The sequence below is a fragment of the Microcoleus sp. PH2017_28_MFU_U_A genome (assembly GCF_020738035.1).
Taxonomy (GTDB): Bacteria; Cyanobacteriota; Cyanobacteriia; order Cyanobacteriales; family Microcoleaceae; genus Microcoleus.
The window spans coordinates 1-19,098 of the sequence record NZ_JAEQCX010000063.1 but is presented as its reverse complement, the minus strand read 5'-3'; the positions used below and the strand labels follow the sequence as shown (position 1 = coordinate 19,098).

At 45.2% G+C, this 19,098-nt stretch carries 21 protein-coding genes, 1 tRNA gene and 1 pseudogene; 11 read left to right on the top strand and 12 right to left on the bottom strand.

The genetic code is table 11. From position 1 onward, the window contains the following. Nucleotides 1-48: 48 nt before the first annotated feature. Complete coding sequence (locus JGK14_RS16100) at nucleotides 49-174, bottom strand: hypothetical protein (protein ID WP_293313760.1); 126 nt, start codon at nucleotides 172-174, stop codon at nucleotides 49-51. A 24-nt stretch (nucleotides 175-198) separates the two neighbouring features. Between JGK14_RS16100 and JGK14_RS16095 the strand changes: the two genes are divergently transcribed. Next, entirely contained in the window at nucleotides 199-708 is a 510-nt protein-coding gene (locus JGK14_RS16095; RefSeq protein ID WP_293175093.1) for a pentapeptide repeat-containing protein, read from the top strand. Nucleotides 709-972: 264 nt separating this feature from the next. Here the strand turns inward: JGK14_RS16095 and JGK14_RS16090 are convergent, their stop codons facing one another. Further along, nucleotides 973-2,226: an S-layer homology domain-containing protein gene (locus JGK14_RS16090; RefSeq protein ID WP_293175091.1), complete on the bottom strand. Its 1,254-nt coding sequence runs from the start codon at nucleotides 2,224-2,226 to the stop codon at nucleotides 973-975. 395 nt (nucleotides 2,227-2,621) lie between these two features. Then, nucleotides 2,622-3,314, bottom strand: a complete 693-nt coding sequence (locus tag JGK14_RS16085; RefSeq protein WP_293175089.1) for a GDSL-type esterase/lipase family protein — start codon at nucleotides 3,312-3,314, stop codon at nucleotides 2,622-2,624. Between the two features lie 79 nt (nucleotides 3,315-3,393). Between JGK14_RS16085 and JGK14_RS16080 the strand changes: the two genes are divergently transcribed. From JGK14_RS16080 to JGK14_RS16065, 4 genes are all read left to right on the top strand, one after another. Next, nucleotides 3,394-3,627 carry a DNA-directed RNA polymerase subunit omega gene (locus tag JGK14_RS16080; RefSeq protein WP_293175087.1) on the top strand — a complete coding sequence of 78 codons (234 nt, stop codon included), beginning with the start codon at nucleotides 3,394-3,396 and terminating at the stop codon, nucleotides 3,625-3,627. A 348-nt stretch (nucleotides 3,628-3,975) separates the two neighbouring features. Then, nucleotides 3,976-4,620 carry a hypothetical protein gene (locus tag JGK14_RS16075; RefSeq protein ID WP_293210639.1) on the top strand — a complete coding sequence of 215 codons (645 nt, stop codon included), beginning with the start codon at nucleotides 3,976-3,978 and terminating at the stop codon, nucleotides 4,618-4,620. Between the two features lie 227 nt (nucleotides 4,621-4,847). Beyond that, nucleotides 4,848-5,213: a DUF1818 family protein gene (locus JGK14_RS16070; protein ID WP_293175052.1), complete on the top strand. Its 366-nt coding sequence runs from the start codon at nucleotides 4,848-4,850 to the stop codon at nucleotides 5,211-5,213. A 37-nt stretch (nucleotides 5,214-5,250) separates the two neighbouring features. Further along, nucleotides 5,251-5,324: transfer RNA gene (locus tag JGK14_RS16065), tRNA-Pro, on the top strand. Between the two features lie 122 nt (nucleotides 5,325-5,446). On the opposite strand, the gene JGK14_RS16060 is transcribed toward JGK14_RS16065, so the two are convergent. The 7 genes from JGK14_RS16060 to petB all read right to left on the bottom strand — a co-directional run bounded on the left by JGK14_RS16060 (nucleotide 5,447) and on the right by petB (nucleotide 12,690). Continuing rightward, a complete protein-coding gene (locus JGK14_RS16060) occupies nucleotides 5,447-6,073 on the bottom strand; it encodes a hypothetical protein (RefSeq protein ID WP_293219619.1) in 627 nt (208 codons plus the stop codon). 187 nt (nucleotides 6,074-6,260) lie between these two features. Next, nucleotides 6,261-7,307, bottom strand: coding sequence for a PDDEXK nuclease domain-containing protein (locus tag JGK14_RS16055; RefSeq protein ID WP_325315269.1), 1,047 nt, complete (start codon nucleotides 7,305-7,307; stop codon nucleotides 6,261-6,263). 173 nt (nucleotides 7,308-7,480) lie between these two features. Next, a complete protein-coding gene (locus tag JGK14_RS16050; protein WP_293175043.1) occupies nucleotides 7,481-8,026 on the bottom strand; it encodes a hypothetical protein in 546 nt (181 codons plus the stop codon). A gap of 225 nt (nucleotides 8,027-8,251) precedes the next feature. Beyond that, complete coding sequence (locus JGK14_RS16045) at nucleotides 8,252-9,592, bottom strand: cytochrome 450 (RefSeq protein WP_293325520.1); 1,341 nt, start codon at nucleotides 9,590-9,592, stop codon at nucleotides 8,252-8,254. 534 nt (nucleotides 9,593-10,126) lie between these two features. Next, complete coding sequence (locus JGK14_RS16040) at nucleotides 10,127-10,834, bottom strand: HAD family hydrolase (RefSeq protein WP_293175037.1); 708 nt, start codon at nucleotides 10,832-10,834, stop codon at nucleotides 10,127-10,129. 136 nt (nucleotides 10,835-10,970) lie between these two features. Continuing rightward, entirely contained in the window at nucleotides 10,971-11,453 is a 483-nt protein-coding gene (petD, locus tag JGK14_RS16035) for a cytochrome b6-f complex subunit IV (RefSeq protein WP_293175034.1), read from the bottom strand. Between the two features lie 568 nt (nucleotides 11,454-12,021). Beyond that, nucleotides 12,022-12,690 (bottom strand): cytochrome b6, encoded by a 669-nt coding sequence (petB, locus tag JGK14_RS16030; protein WP_293175031.1) that lies wholly within the window; start codon nucleotides 12,688-12,690, stop codon nucleotides 12,022-12,024. 135 nt (nucleotides 12,691-12,825) lie between these two features. Between petB and JGK14_RS16025 the strand changes: the two genes are divergently transcribed. Together JGK14_RS16025 and ctpA are read left to right on the top strand one after the other, a co-directional pair. Then, nucleotides 12,826-13,098, top strand: coding sequence for a hypothetical protein (locus JGK14_RS16025; protein WP_293175028.1), 273 nt, complete (start codon nucleotides 12,826-12,828; stop codon nucleotides 13,096-13,098). A gap of 183 nt (nucleotides 13,099-13,281) precedes the next feature. Next, complete coding sequence (gene ctpA, locus JGK14_RS16020; protein WP_293195996.1) at nucleotides 13,282-14,571, top strand: carboxyl-terminal processing protease CtpA; 1,290 nt, start codon at nucleotides 13,282-13,284, stop codon at nucleotides 14,569-14,571. A 203-nt stretch (nucleotides 14,572-14,774) separates the two neighbouring features. On the opposite strand, the gene JGK14_RS16015 is transcribed toward ctpA, so the two are convergent. Both JGK14_RS16015 and psaM read right to left on the bottom strand, forming a co-directional pair. Beyond that, nucleotides 14,775-15,188, bottom strand: a complete 414-nt coding sequence (locus JGK14_RS16015) for a hypothetical protein (protein ID WP_293187236.1) — start codon at nucleotides 15,186-15,188, stop codon at nucleotides 14,775-14,777. 280 nt (nucleotides 15,189-15,468) lie between these two features. Next, nucleotides 15,469-15,564 carry a photosystem I reaction center subunit XII gene (gene psaM, locus JGK14_RS16010; RefSeq protein ID WP_015174804.1) on the bottom strand — a complete coding sequence of 32 codons (96 nt, stop codon included), beginning with the start codon at nucleotides 15,562-15,564 and terminating at the stop codon, nucleotides 15,469-15,471. 310 nt (nucleotides 15,565-15,874) lie between these two features. Here psaM and JGK14_RS16005 point away from each other — a divergent pair, with 310 nt between their 5' ends. From JGK14_RS16005 to JGK14_RS15990, 4 genes and pseudogenes are all read left to right on the top strand, one after another. Continuing rightward, complete coding sequence (locus JGK14_RS16005) at nucleotides 15,875-16,018, top strand: hypothetical protein (protein WP_325315268.1); 144 nt, start codon at nucleotides 15,875-15,877, stop codon at nucleotides 16,016-16,018. Between the two features lie 23 nt (nucleotides 16,019-16,041). Then, nucleotides 16,042-17,118, top strand: coding sequence for an RNA-guided endonuclease InsQ/TnpB family protein (locus JGK14_RS16000; protein ID WP_293209093.1), 1,077 nt, complete (start codon nucleotides 16,042-16,044; stop codon nucleotides 17,116-17,118). 121 nt (nucleotides 17,119-17,239) lie between these two features. After that, nucleotides 17,240-18,022, top strand: coding sequence for a TerC family protein (locus tag JGK14_RS15995; RefSeq protein WP_293186448.1), 783 nt, complete (start codon nucleotides 17,240-17,242; stop codon nucleotides 18,020-18,022). Nucleotides 18,023-18,389: 367 nt separating this feature from the next. Beyond that, nucleotides 18,390-19,098 (top strand): annotated as a pseudogene (locus tag JGK14_RS15990) (IS1 family transposase); the annotation flags it as partial.

The window sequence follows — 19,098 nt, the reverse complement described above, 5'->3', positions numbered from 1 at the left end:
TATTAGTTATTAGTTATTGGTTATTAGTTATTGGTTATTGGTTATTGGTTATTGGTTATTAGTTGCTTGCAATGCCCTGTTTTCCCTTCTTCCCAATGCCCAATGCCCAATGCCCAATTCCCCATTCCCAATTCCCCATTCCCAATTCCCAATTCCCAATTCCCCATTCCCCATTCCCTATTCCCTATTCTCATCATCATGAAAAGTCTATTCCGAATTTTACTGAGCCTAATTATAAGTGTAGTGTTAGCCTTTGGGTGGGTAATGCTGAGTGCTACTCCGGCATTTGCGCTACCAAAAAAAAATATTAATTACACAAATATTAACTTGTCCGATCGCGATTTCTCCAATTCTGACTTAGCGGGCGGAACATTCGTCGCCGCCGAGATGCGGGGAACCAACTTTCAAGGCGCTGATTTAACCAATGCGATTTTGACTAAGGGAGTTTTGTGGAAGGCTAACTTGTCAGGTGCAAATCTGTCCGGTGCTTTAGCCGATAGAATTACATTTGATGGCGCTAATTTGACGAATGCTAATTTCACCGAAGCAATTATGACTCGAAGTCGTTTTTTTGATGCAGCCATTTCCGGGGCTGATTTTACCGACGCAATTATCGATGCTTATCAAGTAACAATGATGTGCGAAAAAGCCGATGGTGTCAATCCCGTGACGGGAGTTTCTACGCGAGAAAGTCTGGGATGTTCGTAGAAATTTTGATTTAAATAAGGCTGACGCGCCAGGGCGAGAAACCGGGTTTCTACGAGTTTTTTGGTTTAGTAACAATCAATCTCCAAAGAAACCCGGTTTCTGAGTTCAGCCTGTACACTCTTCGGCTAGAAACCGGGTTTCTACGAGTTTGTTAGTTTAGTAACAATCAATCTCCAAAGAAACCCGGTTTCTGAGTTCAGCCTGCATCACTTACATCCGTTACGTTCGTTACATCCCGTACATTGCTCGTTGCGGAAATTCCTTTTATCGAGCGCGACAAATGCCTGTATTTGCAGTACCCAATACCAAGTCAGAATTCAACAACAAATCTAAATCGGTGTCGGGATTAACAGCATACAAATCGACTTTATCTCGACCCAAAAATACCCCAACCAAAGTACCGACTCCTGCGCCGCCGAGTACCTCTTCAGTGGCGATCGCCCGATCGCCCGTAACTCCCGCAATCGCCGCCGCCGCTGCTGCACCCAAAGCCGTGTTCTTAATCAGATTACCAACATTCACGCCCTTAGTCACAGTTTCTTTGCGAGTAATCACCTGCGAAGTAGCATTCAGAGGAACTCTGCTACCGTTGATGATACTTAACTCTTGCGCCACAAACTGAACGCCCTCAGCAGTCGATCGCAATTCGCCACTAATTTTCGAGCCCTCGGGTATCATAACCTTGCCATTACTCCCTGCGATATCCGCAGCCACAGTCAGCGTAATCGGAGACTTGTCATTGGGGGCGAGCAAAATCTTGCCTTTGGCGTACTCGATGGGAATAGTCACCCCGCTGGGGATTTTCACAGCAACACTCTGGCCAATATCAATCTTAGCAATGTAAGGAGAATTAATTGCTCTTGCTTGATTGGTACTGACTAATGTTTGATAGATAAAAGCAGCTACTTCCGCCCGCGTGGCTGACTGGTTTGGCTTCAGGGATTTAGGATTGGGATAGCTGACAACCAACTGTTTTTCAGTAGCAGCAGCCACACTTTTCACAGCATAACTTTGAATTTCACCCGCATCATTATAGTAGCTGAGAACATCTTGAAAATTGCAAGCAGGCTCATAACCCAGCCCGTTATTTAAAGCCACTACAACTTGAACGCGAGGAATCTGCTGTGATGGCCTGAAAACATTGCCGGGGTAGCCAGACATCCATCCCATTTCATAAGCTTCGGCGATCGCCCCCCGCGCCCAAAAATTAGACGGAACATCGACAAAACCTATAGCAGCGCGAGTTTTCGCCTTTTTCACAGAACGGATCATTGCCGCGAATTCCGCCCGCGTTACCAGTGCATCCGGGCGGAAAGTGCGATCGGGAAATCCTTTAATAATTCCTCTTTCTGACAAATCTTGAATAAAGTCTTTCGCCCAATAGTTATTACTAACATCCGAAAAAGCTGTTTGAGCAAAAGCAGGCGCAGGAGTCAGCATCGGCGCTGCGGTTCCGGCAACAGTTGCCAATGTTAATATAACAGATGTGCCGAATTTAATGCGTTGAAATACAGACATTTTTGATTCTCCAATTTACACAAGTTTTTTATTGAGAAAAAAGCAAGCCTTTGTCCGGCTATTTATCGTTGATTGATTCTTGCCTAGCTTGCTCTTGTGCTCAGTGATGTCATCATTATTAAATGCTTTTATTTGTGGCGAGGGGAAGATACGGTCTTTTAAAATAAATATTTTTATGCTGGTTGGTCGATTTTAAAATGCTTAAATTCCTTAAAATCCTTATGTTGCTTATCTTCCTTATCTACCTGGAACTTATAAAGGTACGTAAAAGGTACGTTGTTGCGCTTCAGCGCTCTTTTGGGATATCGGAAAGAGCGCTGAAGCGCAACAACGTACCTAGATTAATGACTAATTGAAAAGAGCGCTAAAGCGCAACTACGTACCTAGACTAATAACTAATGACTAATAGCGAGTAGCGGTTCCCAACTTGTCACATCTTCAAATAAACATTGATAACCGACTTCATTGGGATGGAGACCATCCGAAGTCAGACAAGAACGCCACCAAATATTACCGCGATCGATCCATTTATCAAAAATATCTAAATAGGGAATTCCCCGTTCCAAACAAGCTAACTTTGTGGCTTCTTTATAGCGATATTGGTCAGCGTGATTGTAGTACAAACAATCTTGAAAAGGCATTTTGCTTTCATCCACCGGCACCATCCCGACAAATATCACCGGACAAAGTTGTTGCGATAAATTTAACAAATTATCCAAAACAGTTTTAAAATGTTCAAAATCAGTATAACTGCGCCCAGTAGGCGATTGCACTCTCGCCGTATCGTTGAGGCCTACCGACAGTATGATGGCATCCGGGACGCGGTTTCTGAGCTCGCCCCGGTGCCGAAACTCGTTTTCGAGGCGCTGGGCGACTTGATACGTGCGATCGCCCCGAACGCCCAAATTGTATAAAACGTGTCCTGCACTCTCCGTTAACATCCACTGTCGCCGCAATCTTTCCACCCAACCCCCGCCTACACCGTCGCCGAAACCGTAGATTAAACTGTCGCCGAAAGCAACCAATTTGAGGGGATGAGAATTTACCTGATGCAAGTGACCAAAGGAATAGGCTGTTGTTGCCTGCATAAGCAATGATACTCAGTTAGTAATTTTGAATCTTCGCATACTAGACTAGAATGTAACATTAGATAAAGTAGGTAATCTCATGGTTAAGCGTCCAACCTTCGATTCAACTCAGCTAACCCGTCGGGCAGAAGAGTTGATCGGTGCTGCATCCAATCGCTATCGGATTACGGTGCAAGTGGCGAACCGCGCCAAACGCCGTCGCTATGAAGATTTTGACAATATGGACGACCATCAAATGATGAAACCTGTGATGCGGGCGATATTTGAGATGTCGGACGAACTCACTCAGCCGGAAATTATCGGGGATATCTAGACTTGGGGAGTTTTGAGTTTTGAGTGGTGAATTTCAACAATTTTTGTTAATTCAAAACTCAAAACTTTCTTCAACCAGACTGGCGCGACTGGCAGAAAAATCCGGTTTATTTTTAGCTTTCAAACGAGTGCTAGCCGGAGACCAAGTTACATCTATATACGCAAGCAAGTTACATCTATATACGCAAGCGAGCGGGACGCTCGCACTGCGAAGAAACGCTTTTTACCAAATCGGGATGCTCCCAACCGGGTTGATTTTCGTAAATCCTAAGATGAGAGATTAGGATATAGGCTGGTAGGTGAGTTTAGGAAATTATTCTATTTTTGAATTGAAATTATTGTCAAAACCGTGAAAAAGAAATTCAAGCTGGGCTTCAGTTTTCTGTTAGTTACTTTGAGTGTGGCGATTTTTACGCTTTTGAGTGGCGTATTGGAATCGGGCGAACTGAGTGTGTCGGCTTTGGAACCTTCGCTGCTGCGTGGTTCTGGGTCTAGAGGACTGGTTGCTCAACAATCGGCGCCACAGCAATTGAGGGCGCAGGATGCGTGGAAATTGGTGTATGAAAAAGTGCCGGATTTGCCGATCGAGAATAACTACATTTCTAAGGAAACCGGCAAAGTAGATCCCAACAATACTTTAGTCGGGCGCTTGATTAGATATCATGTGTTTGTTAAAGGACGGCCGCCGAATTACCGTTTTGATTGGAAGTTGAGTTTAGCTGACTATCTGGGGGCGACTCCCGATTATTTGGTGGAAGGCGTGTATCCGGGAAAAGATGTTTTGCGAGAAAATCCGATGGAACGCGATCGCGCTGCTATTCAAAGTTTAAATAGAAAACAGCGGGATGCTTTGGTTCAAGCTTTGGTTGATGTTTTTACCGAGAATTCGGGGCCATCGCGCACACCGGCGGCGGGCGAAACACCAAAAGGGCGATCGACTTCCCCGGAAATACCCCAGCCACAGCCGGGAGATGCAAAGTTGCTGACACCGTAAGCTTGAAGGAGGCCTAGAAACCGGGTTTTTGGCTAATCTGCCTGGTGTAACGCGTCTTTTCGGCATAAACAGATTGGTTCGTAGTGCGGACTTCAGTCCGCAGCGGGAGTGCGGACTGAAGTCCGCACTACGAACCGTTGTTGTTATCGTAATCGACTGGACATGATATAAGCCATAAAATCACCTAATCAATCTAAAATCCAAAATCCAAAATCTAAAATCGCCAGATGGAACGTGTAATTAAGACTGGTGCGGGCTGGCGTTTGGGATGGAACCCAAACGCAGAAGAGTTTCAGGGTTTGGTGGCTGGGGAAGGTTGGGCGATCGAACTCACCGAAGCCGAGTTAAACGATTTTTGCCGGTTGTTGGGACAATTAGCCGCCACAATGAGTCAAATGGCCTCTGAGTTAATGGACGAGGAAAAAATCGCCATTGAAGCCGAAAGCGACTTGTTGTGGGTGCAGTTAGAAGGCTATCCCGAAGCTTACAGCGTGCAGTTGATCTTGAATGCTGGTAGGAGGTGCGAGGGTTTTTGGGCGGCGGCTGCGGTTCCGAGTTTGGTGCAGGCAACCAAAGTTTTAAAAGTTTTTTGACTTTTTCTGAGATTCTATGCTAAGCTGTTAAAGCTGTCGGGGCGTAGCGCAGCTTGGTAGCGCACTACTTTGGGGTAGTAGGGGTCGTGGGTTCAAATCCCGCCGCTCCGATTGTGATAAAGATCGTGATAAAACCTTCTCGTTTGAGAAGGTTTTGTTGTTTTTAGCAGTGACTCTTGGTATTGCTGAGTTCGTGACAGTGGAGTACAAAACGTCATCCTCTGGATCCTCTTTTAGGCAAAACCAGGAAATTTCTCACTCAAACTTTGAGAGAAATAATACTGACACCAAAATTCTGCTACTTCTAACAACATCGGTACAGATTTAGGAGTTATACCTGAACCATACTCCGGGGCATAACTTTCTACGTATTCTTTAGCTAGTTTATAGATCCAATAAGGAAAATCGTTGTCTGTGAAACAACGCAGTGCATAGTCTAATTTTAGTAAATTTCCACTGCGGACAAAATGTACTGTTCCCCAGGCAACATTACGACGATCGTCTCCTTGTAGGCTATTAATTGTTCTCAATAACTTACGGATAGATTGCTCGCCTTCATTACTAGGATTTTCCAGGTGAATTTCCATTTTGGCGATTCCTTCAGCTATTACCTGTTTGTGCTGTTCCCATTCTTCCTCGGTATAGTGTTCGGGACAAGTAGCTTGATTCATCTCGTGTTGTACTCGCTGAGCAATGTACAGCGCAAATTTTTCGGCCGCAACTCGATCGGTACACAAACTTTTGATACTTGTCAGTCTGGTTATGGATATAGCAAATCGAGTTTTTTCAAGTTCCTTGGCTGTTTGAACCCATTTCTTGATTTTAGTGGCAATAGGAGTTAGTGAACTTTTTGGTTTCATTTTAATTGATAGAATGCACAAGTTTTGTCGTAGGTTTTTTTAGATTGTACACAAACCTATGTCATAGATGGCGATCGCCATTTCGGTTATTTTCCGGGAATTTTGCTGTGACTCGGGCGATCGTAGTGTCGGAATGTGCTGTTAAATGTTGTCGAATGGCATCTCGTCAATTATTGCATTATTTTTGTCATAACTCCTCCTCAATCTCCACATCTACCGCTTCTAACTCAGCTTCCAACTGCTCAAAAGTTGGCAAACTCCCCTGTAACTGTTCCGGTAAAGTCTCCCGCAATTGATAAGTCGAAACCCCGATCGCCTTATTCATGTCTCGCAAAGAATATTCCACAATCTTCTGCTTTTTATTCTTGCATAAAATCATCCCAATAGTCGGCATATCGTCCCGGTGTTTGAGTAAATCATCCACAGCCGAAACGTAAAAACTCATCTTTCCCGAAAATTCCGGCTTAAACGCTTCCACTTTCAAGTCAATTACCACAAAACAACGCAAACGTAAATGATAAAATAATAAATCAATATAAAAATCTTCCCCTTCAACCTCTAGATGATACTGACTCCCGACAAAAGCAAACCCTACTCCCAATTCCAGCAAAAAATCGCGGATACGTTCAATCAAAGCCTGCTCTAAATCGCGCTCTTTTGCTGCTTTACCTAAACTGAGAAACTCAAAATTATAAGGGTCTTTAAATAACTGTTGAGCCAGTTCTGATTGAGGATTTGGCAGAGTGCGAGAGAAATTAGTATCAGCTTTCCCTTGCCGCCGGTATAGTCTACTTTCTATCTGATAAACTAACACATTTCGACTCCATCCTTGCTCGATAGTTTGGCGAATGTACCACTCGCGCTCAACCCCATCTTTCACACTATCCAAAATGCGAATATTATGGCCCCAAGGAATTTGTGCAACAACCTGCTGCACAAATTCAAAATCTGGGTAAGTTTCCGCAAAACTCCTCATATATTTCAGATTGCGAGATGAAAAACCCTTCATCTCAGGAAAAGCTTTTTGCAAGTCAGCAGCCAAAGTGTCTATAACTTTAGTACCCCATCCTTGCTGCTGTTGCCGATTTAAAATATCCTGTCCGATTTGCCAATAAAGCAACACTAATTCTCGGTTAACAGAAACTGCTGCCCGTACTTGAGCATTGCGGATGCGTTCTTTCAGTTCCCGCAGGAAAATATTATAATCTTCTGGAATTGATAAACTATCCACCATAGCTTAACCCCCACATATTTTCTTGAATCAGCGTGGTTTTATAGTCAGGATAGGAAATATAAAACTACGAAAAGTATAGCCGATCAATGTATGTAGTTGCGCTTCAGCGCTCTTTGCTAATCTTATAAAGAGCGCTGAAGCGCAACTACGTACCTAAGTTGTCCTAAATATTTTCAATCTTGAGCAATAATTAAACAATCACTGCCAACTTTCGACAGAAAATCAGGAAATGCTGCTGTGGGGCTGCTATCTTTGTTTACAACTCTGCGGAGTGTATAGCCTTTTTCAGGAGCTCTGCCGAAAAACGAGTTTCTGCGATCCCAGATATCCCCATTGGGAGTGTTCGGATCGCGATCGATCAAAAAATCCATAATCCACGGCGGTACAGACAATCCAAACGCGATCGGCGTGATGTGCCCGTGCTGCAAAGTTGCATCCGAGAAGCGGAATAAGTAGCTGAAGCGAGAAAATTTGACGGCATAAAGTAACATCCGTCCCGCCATTGATGAATGAAATGTCCAGACAACTGGTTCATAAATCCGCAGCAATAATGTTCGTTGGCCAGGATTCCATTCTGAATTGTACATCGTCAGACAATAGTCTGGCAAAATATTCCCGTCCATAAAGAAGATACCTTGCAGGGCTTCTGGAAACTCCGGTGGATGTTCTGCTTTCATCCAGGTTGCGATGTCTTTTAGTTTCTTTGTTTCAATTAACATGGTATTATTTAACCTCTAAAAAATTGTGATTTAGTCTCTGGTTATATACCCCCTTGAGTTCGTTGTGTAACAGGCATCTTGCGTGTTTTTTAAGGGCGGGCGGGACGCCCACTTTACAAGCAATTTGATGTGTTGTGGAACAGGCATCTTGCGTGTTTTTTAAGGGCGGGCGGGACGCCCACTCCACAAGCAATTTGATGTGTTGTGGAACAGGCATCTTGCCTGTTACGATCGCCGAACTTTACCAACGGTACTAATGACATCCACCAGCATCTTCAGTGCGATATCTTTAGCTGGGCAAATCCGTCCCGCACTCCGATCGCCCACCGAATGAAAACCCATATGATAAGGGCACAAATTCTCGCGCTTAGCGTTGAATTCGTACACCGTAGAACCCCAGAAACTCGCGTCTAGATGCCCCAAACTGAGCGGTATCAGTACCTTGGTTCCGGCGGGAAAAGTGCGCTGTCTGCCCCCTACCGTGGCGGTAAATGGCTCTGTCGCGACTCGGTGGGTGGCGCTGACGGGAGCCCAGAGGCGCCCGCATTCCAACAGGAAAAGCTCGATCGACTGGCGATCGTCCAAATCGAGATCGTCCCAAAACTCCGTCGGATTAATTTGAGCCGTCTGTGTTCCTTTATACGCCGGGAGAGGGCGGTATCCCATAGCCGTGTAGCCTAGGTGCAGGGGGCCTTGCAGTCCCGCTATCCCCATAATTGCTGTCATCAGCTTTGCCAATTCCCGCCTAGTCATTCCGTTGTTTTCCGAGCTCACCTCGAAGTCGGCTAGGGCAGGAGAATTTTCGTAGATAGTCGCCGCGCGCTCGATTAAAGCCGACAAATCCCCGTGTCCAAACAGGTTCAGGCTTTGCAGCAGGCTGCCCGCGACGGCGAAGTAGTGCGCTGGGCTTTGGCGGATGTAATGTAAATCGGTGAGAAGTTCGATCGCAGACTTGTCATCTGGGTTAATCCCAAAAATTACGTAGTGCAGGTATGGAACTAAAAATCCCATCCAACCGCGCCTGACATCGGTAAAAAATGTTCCCCCCGCACCGTGCGGCATCTCGGTATAATCGGCGGCTAGCCGATCGAGCAACCGCCTGCTGATTTCGTCTTCTTGGCGATCGGTTGTGGCGCTGTTGAAAAGATACTTTTGCATACAGCTTCGGAATGCTGCGTGGTTGCTGCTACCGTCTGGTTCGCGATCGGACAAAGACAGCAGGAAAAGGTTCCTACCGCCGACATCTTGGTTGGGGGAGAGATCCGGATCGAGTACAGAAGTACCCAGCCGCCATCCGCGCGCCTGAGGCGATGTGAGTGCTTCTTCGAGTGTTGCAAATTCTCCCATCACGACTTGTCCCGCGCAGCAAAAATTAGCCCCGAAAGCCAGCCGTTTTATTGGCAAATAGGTGGGTTCGTTGGCAATTAAACCCTCTATAAGACTGATTATCGGCAGGAACGTTTTGCTGAGGCTTTCTGTCGGATTTTCCAAAGTCCAAGTCTGAAACTCATGCAGTGCCGGGTTCATAAATGATGAGAAGACACCTTCTAAATTTAGGTTCGTCATAATTAAGATACTTTTTGCTAAAAGTTGCTAAACTTTAAAATCAATTGTCTTTGATTGATTAGTACGAGCGGCATCGATCGATAGTTAACTTAATATTTATGCCGTTTGCCCTTGGGTAAAACCGGAAGATTTCTCTAAACATTAAGAAACAGATATATAGTTATACCAATTTTACATCAAGTTAGATATAGCCTTTCTCAAAAAAGTGAGGTATGCCCGCTAGTCTTATGCCCTATGCCCCATGCTCTATGCCCCATGCCCATGAGTACCTCATATGAGAGCTTGAAAGGCTATAGAATAAAGATACTGTTGAGAGGTCATGAGTTATGGCACACTGATTCTGGCGATCGCAGAAAGTGCACAGAGCAAGCGAGCAACAACTAAAAAACAGTCGCACCGCTCAAGGGAGAAGTATTTCTGACACTTGTGGAATTGCATGAACGACTGAATCTTGTTCTGCAACAAATCACACCTGAATAAATTTGTTCGCTATCTTCTTACAATTTAATTTTTGAATCTTTATTCGAGGCAGCTTCATATTAAATTGCTATCAAACATCTCTTTCAAACTTGATAGATCGAAAATTTTTGTGCCTTTATAGTCAAAATATTTTCCTTCTCGATCGACTAAAACTGTTTTAATTTTAAGCTGCTTAGCCCCTTCGATATCGTCTTCGATTGAGTCACCAACCATTAACACTTGTGATGGTTCTATATTTAAATCATCTATAACAAATTTAAAAACTTTAGAGCTAGGTTTGCCAAAACCAATTTCTTCACTAATATAGATTTTGTTAATATATTCCTCTAATTTTAATGCCTTGATTTTGTCCCTTTGTCCGTCGGAAGGTCCATTTGTAAGAATAGCGGTATTAATTTCTTTTTTTCGTAAATCTTTTAGCGATGGAATAACATCATCAAATAATGTTATTCCGTGATTTGCCTCTTTCATATAAATATCATTTAGTGCTGAAGAAAACGCTAAACGATTTTCGCGTTCGCCTGGTATAACATCAGCATAGCGACGCAACCTATACTCGTCCCTAGAAATAATTCCCTTAACAAACTGTCGGAACAAGGTAGGCTCTATCAAGCTATAACTATTCCAAAATTGATTAACATCTATGCCAGATGATTCAAGAACTCGATTAACAAGACTGATTGCATTTTTTTTAGCTTTCTGATAATCACAAAGTGTATCATCTAGATCGAAAATGACATATTTTATTCTATGCAACTTCATGTAAAATTGGTATTTTTTATATCGATCTGTTTAAAGTCTAAAATCCCAAATAAAATGACGCCCGCGAAAGTTTCCTAGCAGTACAAAAGCACTTTATCGGAAACCCGCGGGCGTCAAAATCAAACAAACTTAAATCTTAGAACAGACCAAGCGTGAAAGATTTGTCGATCGGGAAAATAGCACCAATACCCAACCACAGAGTTACCGCAGTTCCAAAAAGGAAGACTGTAGTAGCAACAGGGCGGCGGAACGGATTTTGGAACTTGTTAACATTCTCGATGAACGGAATCAAAATCAAGCCAACTGGAACACCGGCCATGCAAGCAATACCCAACAATTTGTTAGGCAAAACGCGCAGGAGTTGGAACACAGGCCACAAATACCATTCCGGAAGAATTTCTAGCGGAGTAGCAAAAGGATTGGCAGGTTCGCCAATCATAGCCGGGTCTAGTACAGCCAAGCCGACGCACAGAGAAATCGTTCCCATGATCACAATTGGGAAAACGTAGAGCAAGTCATTGGGCCAAGCTGGTTCGCCGTAATAGTTGTGACCCATGCCCTTAGCGAGCTTAGCGCGTAGCTCTGGATCGCTCAAATCTGGTTTTTTGATAATAGACATAGTGAGAGTGTTCTCCTTTTAGTTTTGCCCGGGCCTGGCATTCCGCTGTATTCGTTAGTCCGAATCAGCGGGGCGATCGCACGAAGTATTGACCGTAATAAATATCTTGACATCCTCACCGCCGTAAAACGGACGGTGATTCCTAAACCTCACGATTTAGGTTTCTGCTTCATCGCAACTGCCTCCACCCTAGGCGCGAGTTTATGGCCTTACGTTCGCTCCACAGACTATCCCCGCAAGCCTTGCGGTTCTTGTGTGTCGAAATCCAAAAAAGGAGTTCTCATTTTTTTGGTTGATTCTAGGGGTGGACTGTCCATTGCCCTATCCTCTTTTCCCGGTCTACCGATTTGTCTGCGCCACCAGTTTTACTGGACTTCGCTCGTTAGGCTGTCTGAATCCATCGTCTCGGGTGGGTCAAGGACCACCTTAATTATACTGAAAGATTTGTAAAGCCGTCCTGGAAGGACGGGGTTTCAAACCCAATTTTCTGATGAGAGATGAATTCTGAATTTTCAACCCAAAATTCCGCAGGGGGGCAAAAAAAAATACCGCCCCAGCAACTCAAAATTTACAACGGGCCAGAAATGCCTTGCTTGCGAATCATCAAGAAGTGAGCCAGCATGAAGACGATAATCAGCCAAGGCAACACAAAAGTGTGCAAGCTGTAGTAACGAGTCAAAGTGCCTTGACCGACGCTGACACCGCCGCGAAGCAGTTCTACCAGTGTAGAACCGACAAAGGGAATGGCTTCTGGTACGCCGGAAACGATTTTAACTGCCCAGTAACCGATTTGATCCCAAGGCAGAGAGTAGCCGGTCACGCCGAAAGAAACAGTGAGAACCGCCAAGATTACTCCTGTCACCCAGGTTAATTCGCGGGGCTTTTTGAAGCCGCCGGTCAGGTAAACCCGGAAGGTGTGCAAAATCATCATCAGTACCATCATGCTGGCAGACCAGCGGTGGATTGAGCGGATCAGCCAGCCGAAGTTGACTTCATTCATCAGATATTGCACTGAAGAAAAAGCTTCTGCTACCGTGGGACGGTAATAGAAAGTCATGGCGAAGCCGGTGGCAAACTGGATTAGAAAACAAACTAGAGTAATGCCGCCCAAGCAATAGAAGATGTTGACGTGGGGAGGTACATACTTTGTAGTGATGTCGTCTGCGATCGCCTGAATTTCCAGGCGTTCATCAAACCACTGGAAGGTTTTTGAGTCGGTGATTTGTTTAGAAAACATGGAGCCAGAATTCCTAAAAGAATATTGCTGTGGTTGAGGTTCATTCTCAGCAGCCACAAGGTTTTTTTGTCGCCCCGCGCCGAGCAGTTGGCTTTTACTAGCAAATGCCTGAGGCTATTTTTAAATTTGGAGCTCATGAAAGGAAATCTCTTGTGCGATCGCCCGCGAGCACTGGGAAACCAAGCTAGAGCTGAGCCCTACTCGCTGGCGTTGCGCGATCGAATTCCAGACTGTGATAAAAAATGTAACATAATTGCTGTACAAATTTCACGGAGCGATGCTTTTGCCTTCGTCTCAAATAGCATTTTCTGCCAGCTCAACATCCGCCCCAAGCTCGCATACAGCCAAGAACCCAGCCCAGGAGCAAAGTCCGAGTCCGCCAGAGGGTGGCTGGGAGGTAAAATTTAATATTCATGATAAAACTTCACTAATTTTGCGATTAAATGTTACAATTAACTAATTTTTTGTTCGCGGCTGGGCAATGATGAATCCTGAATGTCTCCGGGACAGTTGACTGCACAAAAGCTTAAAAGCTTACAAACTTAAAATACAGGAAATGCCATACTTGCCTATCTTTGAGACAAAAAAATCATGCAGAGACGAGTTTTCCAGACAGCAATTATCTTCTTCCTCCAAGTCGTCCTGGTTCTAGGCGCATGGGCTCTTCCGGCGGCGGCGCTAACTCCAGAACAGCAGTTGTTGAGCGAAGCTTGGCGCATTGTCAATCGTTCCTATGTGGATGACACCTTCAACTCGAAAAACTGGTGGTCGATTCGCGAAAAAGCCGTCAAGGAACCGCTCAACGACAGACAGCAGACTTACACGGCGATTCAAGGGATGCTGGCAAATCTTGACGACCCTTTTACTCGACTGCTCAAACCGGAACAGTACCGCAGTTTGCAGGTCAACACTTCGGGAGAATTGACGGGAGTTGGGCTACAAATTGCGATCGACCCCGAGACAAATACTCTGACAGTGGTGGCTCCTTTGGCGGGCTCGCCGGCGGATAAAGCCGGCATTCAACCGCTCGATCGCATTTTGAAAATTGACGGCACTCCTACCTCAGAATTGAGCCTGGACGAAGCAGCAACTCGAATGCGGGGCCGCATCGGCACTCCTGTTACTTTGACCTTGGGACGCGAAGGAAGGGAGGTTCCTGAAGACATTGAGCTGGTGCGCGATCGCATTGCTCTCAATCCGGTTTATGCCGAATTGCAGTCCGGGCCGGACAATTTACCGCTGGGCTACATTCGCCTGAGTCAATTCAGCGCTAACGCCACCGAAGAAGTCGCCCATGCGATCGATCGTTTGGAAAAACAAGGCGCTGCCTCCTACATTCTCGATTTGCGGAACAACCCGGGCGGGCTGTTGCAAGCGGGGATTGAAATTGCGCGCCTGTGGATCGATTCTGGGACGATCGTCTACACAGTCAACAGACAAGGCATTCTCGGCAGTTTTGAGGCTTCTGGACAAGCCTTAACTGGCGATCCGCTGATTGTTTTGGTGAACAAGGGAACGGCCAGTGCTAGCGAAATTTTGGCGGGTGCGCTGCAAGATAACGGCAGAGCTCAACTGGTGGGCGAAAAGACTTTCGGGAAAGGACTGATTCAGTCGCTGTTTGATTTGTCCGACGGTTCCGGGTTGGCTGTAACTGTTGCTAAGTACGAGACACCGAACCACACGGATATTAACAAATTGGGGATTTCGCCCGATCGCGCAGTGCCGCTAGAACCGATTGCGCGCGATCGAATTGGCACTGAAGACGACTTACAATATCAAGCTGCACTGCAACTACTAAAAGAAAAAACCGCGATCGCAAAGACGGCGGTTGAAACCGCGCCCAGACAAACAATGTCCGCCTCTGCCGACGGAAGACAATAAAGTAATTTCAACCACCCTTTCTTCAACCCGCACTCCTGCGGGTTTTGTTTGTACAGGCGCGAATTCCATTCGCCCCCTCTTGTTTCTTGAACCCGCATTCCTGGGGTTTTGTTTGTATAGGCGCGAATTCCCTTCGTCCACTCTTCTGTCTGCGCGGTGCACATCCTACAACAATCTTCAGATTAAGGTTGCTGTCTGACAATTTAAGGTTGCAGCGTAGATTCCTCAGAATCGGGTGCTTCGGGTTCCTGCAAAATCACCGGACGTTGCTGAGGATCGGCTCGATTGCTTTGCTCTTGCATCACAGTTTTAGCCTGACTGGGGTCAAAATAGCGGTTAAAGTCCGATCGCGACTTATCGACTCGCGCTTGAGTAAGATTCACTTCAGCTTGGATTTCGTGCAACTTTTCTTGGACTCCCCGGTAGTGGGGCCAAAGCTGAATCAAAGCAGAAGTCGCACACACTGACAGAACTACATTAACTGCTAACTTGACTCCTGTTTCGGCGGCGAGCGTTTGATGAGGGTAGGAACGCTGGCTGCTGCTGCGACGAGGAGTAACCCGAGGGGGAGTTTTTACAGGACGTAGTGGGGTAACGGTAGGTTGAATCGCTTGCATAATTTTTTTTTCAAATACCTGAGACTGACTTTTTAGAGCTGACCACAGAAAATTCTGAGTTTAACGCACACCCGCCCCTGTTTGTCAGGGTGCTCGCAGCCCAAATTTTTGAGACTGGGTGACGGCTGAGGACGGAATTTCCCAATAAAAATGCCTGCCCTTGCAGTCTCGTCTTCGTGACCACAAACAATCTACTGCACGATGACAGCAATTGTCTGTAATTTCGAGATTTAACTAAGGAGGACAGGCGACGGTGCGGTTCGCTACTGGTGTCTCGAAACTACTTGTACAGTTCTGTTGACAGCCGGAAAGCCAAGATTCCGGGAATCAAAGCAATTACGAGCGCTACGTAGACTTGGGTATCTGTTAAAGACATATGAGGAAAACTCCATTTTACGGGCACGAGCTTTCATCAATTTGAGACAAATTGGCGCTTTTGGGAATCTTTTGTTACAAATCGACAAGTAATTCGGTGCCGTTGGGGAGGAGTGGGAGAGGGGGAGAGGCGGAGAGGGGGAGAGGCGGAGATGGGGAAAATCTTTATGCTTGACTTCTCGTTCTCGGATTGAGTTCGATCGCTATAAATCCGCTAAATTCGTTAAAACCCCCTAAATTGGCCGTTTCCGAACTGCCTTGGGAGCGATCGGCCGCGACAAAGTTGCCGGACTAGGTTACGATCAGTAAACGTGACACTCATTTTAGACAGAGCCGGTGATTTGCGACCCTGCGCGATTCCCAAAAAACCTTGGATTGTCAGTAAAGACACTCGCTTGCGCTGGGATGTTTCGGGGAAGTTACCAGCCAAACCCACCCTGTCGGGCGATCGGTGAAATTAGCGTGTTGAGGTCGAACAATGCTTTTATCCATCAAAACAAAGTTAAAACTAAACAAGATTCAGGCAACAGTCATGAGCAAGCACGCTGGAATAGCGAGGTTTACTTATAACTGGGGATTGGCTACTTGGAGTAATCTTTACAAAGATGGATTGAAGCCCAACAAATACCTGCTCAAGAAATTCTTTAACAATCATGTAAAACCTGAGTTTACATGGATTAAAGAAGCGGGAATTTGCCAGAAGATCACTCAATATGCTTTTGACAATCTAGGGGATGCTTTCACTCGGTTCTTCTCCAAAAAAGGTGAATATCCCAAATTTAAGAAGAAGGGTCATCATGATTCCTTCACGATAGATGCAGGTGGCAAACCAATCCCGGTAGATGGTACGTCCATAAACCTACCAACCATCGGTTGGGTAAAAACCCAGGTCGGATTGCCTCACACCACCTGCAAGTCAATTACAATATCTCGAACTGCCGACAGTTGGTTTATTGCTTTTGCTTACGAACAGGAGCATGAACCAACTGTAAAGCAACACGATGCGGTGGGTGTTGACTTGGGAGTTAAAGAGTTAGCAACACTTTCAACGGGTGTTGTTTTTCCTAACCCAAAGCATTACAAAACGCATCTCAATAAGTTGCGTAGGCTGTCAAAGGAGTTATCGAGAAAGACGAAAGGCTCTAGCAATAGATTTAAGGCTAAACAAAAACTAGCCAAGCATCATGCAAAAATAGCAAACCTCAGAAAAAATACTCTTCATCAAATCACTACTTACTTAGGCAAAAACCACGCAACGATAGTAGTAGAAGATTTAAATGTTTCGGGGATGCTAGCCAATCACAAACTAGCTCAAGTCATCGCTGATTGTGGATTCTATGAATTCAAACGTCAACTGGAATACAAAGCTAAAAAGTTTGGCTGTGAAATAATCATTGCTGACCGCTGGTTTCCTTCGAGCAAGACTTGTTCAAACTGCGGACATATTCAAGATATGCCACGGGCAGAAAGGACTTACAACTGTGGAAGTTGCGGTCATTCGATGGACAGAGATTTGAACGCAGCAATTAATTTATCGCGCTTGGCTAAAACGTGAAAGCTTACCGAGGGATAACCGCTCCCATGCTCCCGATGAAGTAAGAAGCAAATGTCTAGACTTGTCTAGGATTTGTATAGCAGCTCGACCCTTGCAAATCGTTAGGTGTACAAAATAATTAATGCTAGATCAATTTCTCGAGGCTTCACCCAATTTGGGAGTTGACACCTTTTTATTATTGTTGGTTTTGGTAGCTTTGGAGGCGGTGCTTTCGGCTGACAACGCGATCGCCCTGGCATCTATTTCCAAAGGTTTAGAAGAACCCAAGCTACAGCAACAAGCTCTCAACATCGGTTTGATAATTGCTTTTGTACTGCGAATAGCACTAATTTTAACGGCGACTTGGGTGATCCAGTTCTGGCAGTTTGAACTGCTGGGAGCCCTGTATCTGCTGTGGCTAGTTTTCCAGCACTTTGCGTCAGAGGCTGACTCTGATGGAGAACATCACGGCCCCAGATTTGCGTCTCTGTGGAAAGCAATTCCAGTAATTGCTCTGACGGATTTAGCTTTTTCTTTGGATAGCGTTACAACTGCGATCGCGATTTCTGACCAAACTTGGCTGGTGTTGACTGGCGCGACAATTGGCATCATAACCCTGCGATTTATGGCAGGCTTGTTCATCCGCTGGCTCGATGAGTTCGTACACCTTGAAGATGCTGGCTACATTACAGTCGGTTTCGTGGGAATGCGATTGCTGGTGAAAGTAATTAATGAGAGTTTAGTACCTCCCCAGTGGCTGGTAGTTTCTTCTATCGCCTTAATGTTTGTCTGGGGATTTTCTAAGCGCACTCCCGAGGCATTAGAAACTGTAGAATCTCTTGCAGAATCCGCAGAAGTTGCTGTCAATCTGCCGGATGCAGAAGTTGCAGTCCCGGAAGCGCAAGCACAGAAGTCCGAAATTTAACCTACTTTCATAAAAATCAATACGGGATGCGGGAAACAAGCGTGACTTTAGTCCTTCCTAGGGAAGCGGCTCGGGGGACTTCAGTCCCCATGTTCTTTCTTTGCTATTTCTATTAAAATATTGTATTACGATCGAGAAGTGAGTAAGAACAACCATCTACGTGTTGAAACATCCTAGTTGGCGTGAAATTCCCGCCCCTGGAAACAACGGAAAGAGTGCAAACTTGATGACAGTATGACAGTAAAGGGCAAGTAATAGCAGGTTGTTGAGCGTACCGCATCAAGGCCGAGCGTGATGGACTCGGAAAGCGTTGAAACAGTAAAAGTAACTGGAAACCTAAATTTAATTGGCGTTGCTGAGTTATAGTATGAATAGGAGGAATAATTTATGCAAAGCAAGCGAATGTAAATCAACCCATATCCGTAAAAACGGGAAAAAAAAGGAAAACAGAACCACATTTGTGTCCAATGCGGTCGCCAATTCATCAGTGAGTATGAACCCCAGCGAGATCAAGCGCGAGACCATCAAACGTGATTGCCTGAAAATGTATGTCAATGGCATGGGTTTACGGGCGATAGAAGGAGTTAAGGGAGTTCATCATACCACAGTAATGAATTGGATTAAACAAGTCGGCAAACTGTTACCAGATGTTTATGACCCTGAAGTGATTCCAGAAGTTGGTGAGCTCGATGAATTACAAACTTATGTGAAAAAAAAACAGACAAGATCTGGCTGTGGACAGCGGTTGACCACTTTAAGCCAGGGATTTTAGGATGGGTATTAGGGGATCGTAGCGCTAAGACATTTGAACCATTATGGGACAAAGTAAGTGAATAGAAATGCTACTTTTATGTAACTGATGGATGGTCTGTATATCCCATGTTTATCCCTGATGGATCTCAGATTATTAGCAAGACTTATATGACACGAGTAGAAGGGGAAAATACAAGACTAAGGCATTCCGCCAGCTAGACTAAATCGCAAGACTCTTTGTTATTCTAAATGTGAGGAAATGCTCAAGCATTCTATTAAATTATTAATACATTACTTGAAATTTGATGATATTCCCATTCCTG

Coding starts and splice junctions, on each gene's coding strand:
- JGK14_RS16080 (WP_293175087.1), top strand. CDS start 3,394: ATGGTTAAGCGTCCAACCTTCGATTCAACTCAGCTAACCCGTCGGGCA.
- JGK14_RS16090 (WP_293175091.1), bottom strand. CDS start 2,226: ATGTCTGTATTTCAACGCATTAAATTCGGCACATCTGTTATATTAACA.
- JGK14_RS15995 (WP_293186448.1), top strand. CDS start 17,240: ATGCTAGATCAATTTCTCGAGGCTTCACCCAATTTGGGAGTTGACACC.
- psaM (WP_015174804.1), bottom strand. CDS start 15,564: ATGTCTTTAACAGATACCCAAGTCTACGTAGCGCTCGTAATTGCTTTG.
- JGK14_RS16045 (WP_293325520.1), bottom strand. CDS start 9,592: ATGACGAACCTAAATTTAGAAGGTGTCTTCTCATCATTTATGAACCCG.
- JGK14_RS16095 (WP_293175093.1), top strand. CDS start 199: ATGAAAAGTCTATTCCGAATTTTACTGAGCCTAATTATAAGTGTAGTG.
- JGK14_RS16050 (WP_293175043.1), bottom strand. CDS start 8,026: ATGTTAATTGAAACAAAGAAACTAAAAGACATCGCAACCTGGATGAAA.
- ctpA (WP_293195996.1), top strand. CDS start 13,282: ATGCAGAGACGAGTTTTCCAGACAGCAATTATCTTCTTCCTCCAAGTC.
- petD (WP_293175034.1), bottom strand. CDS start 11,453: ATGTCTATTATCAAAAAACCAGATTTGAGCGATCCAGAGCTACGCGCT.
- JGK14_RS16000 (WP_293209093.1), top strand. CDS start 16,042: ATGCTTTTATCCATCAAAACAAAGTTAAAACTAAACAAGATTCAGGCA.
- JGK14_RS16060 (WP_293219619.1), bottom strand. CDS start 6,073: ATGAAACCAAAAAGTTCACTAACTCCTATTGCCACTAAAATCAAGAAA.
- JGK14_RS16025 (WP_293175028.1), top strand. CDS start 12,826: ATGAAAGGAAATCTCTTGTGCGATCGCCCGCGAGCACTGGGAAACCAA.
- JGK14_RS16040 (WP_293175037.1), bottom strand. CDS start 10,834: ATGAAGTTGCATAGAATAAAATATGTCATTTTCGATCTAGATGATACA.
- petB (WP_293175031.1), bottom strand. CDS start 12,690: ATGTTTTCTAAACAAATCACCGACTCAAAAACCTTCCAGTGGTTTGAT.
- JGK14_RS16055 (WP_325315269.1), bottom strand. CDS start 7,307: ATGGTGGATAGTTTATCAATTCCAGAAGATTATAATATTTTCCTGCGG.
- JGK14_RS16070 (WP_293175052.1), top strand. CDS start 4,848: ATGGAACGTGTAATTAAGACTGGTGCGGGCTGGCGTTTGGGATGGAAC.
- JGK14_RS16015 (WP_293187236.1), bottom strand. CDS start 15,188: ATGCAAGCGATTCAACCTACCGTTACCCCACTACGTCCTGTAAAAACT.
- JGK14_RS16100 (WP_293313760.1), bottom strand. CDS start 174: ATGGGGAATGGGGAATTGGGAATTGGGAATTGGGAATGGGGAATTGGG.
- JGK14_RS16085 (WP_293175089.1), bottom strand. CDS start 3,314: ATGCAGGCAACAACAGCCTATTCCTTTGGTCACTTGCATCAGGTAAAT.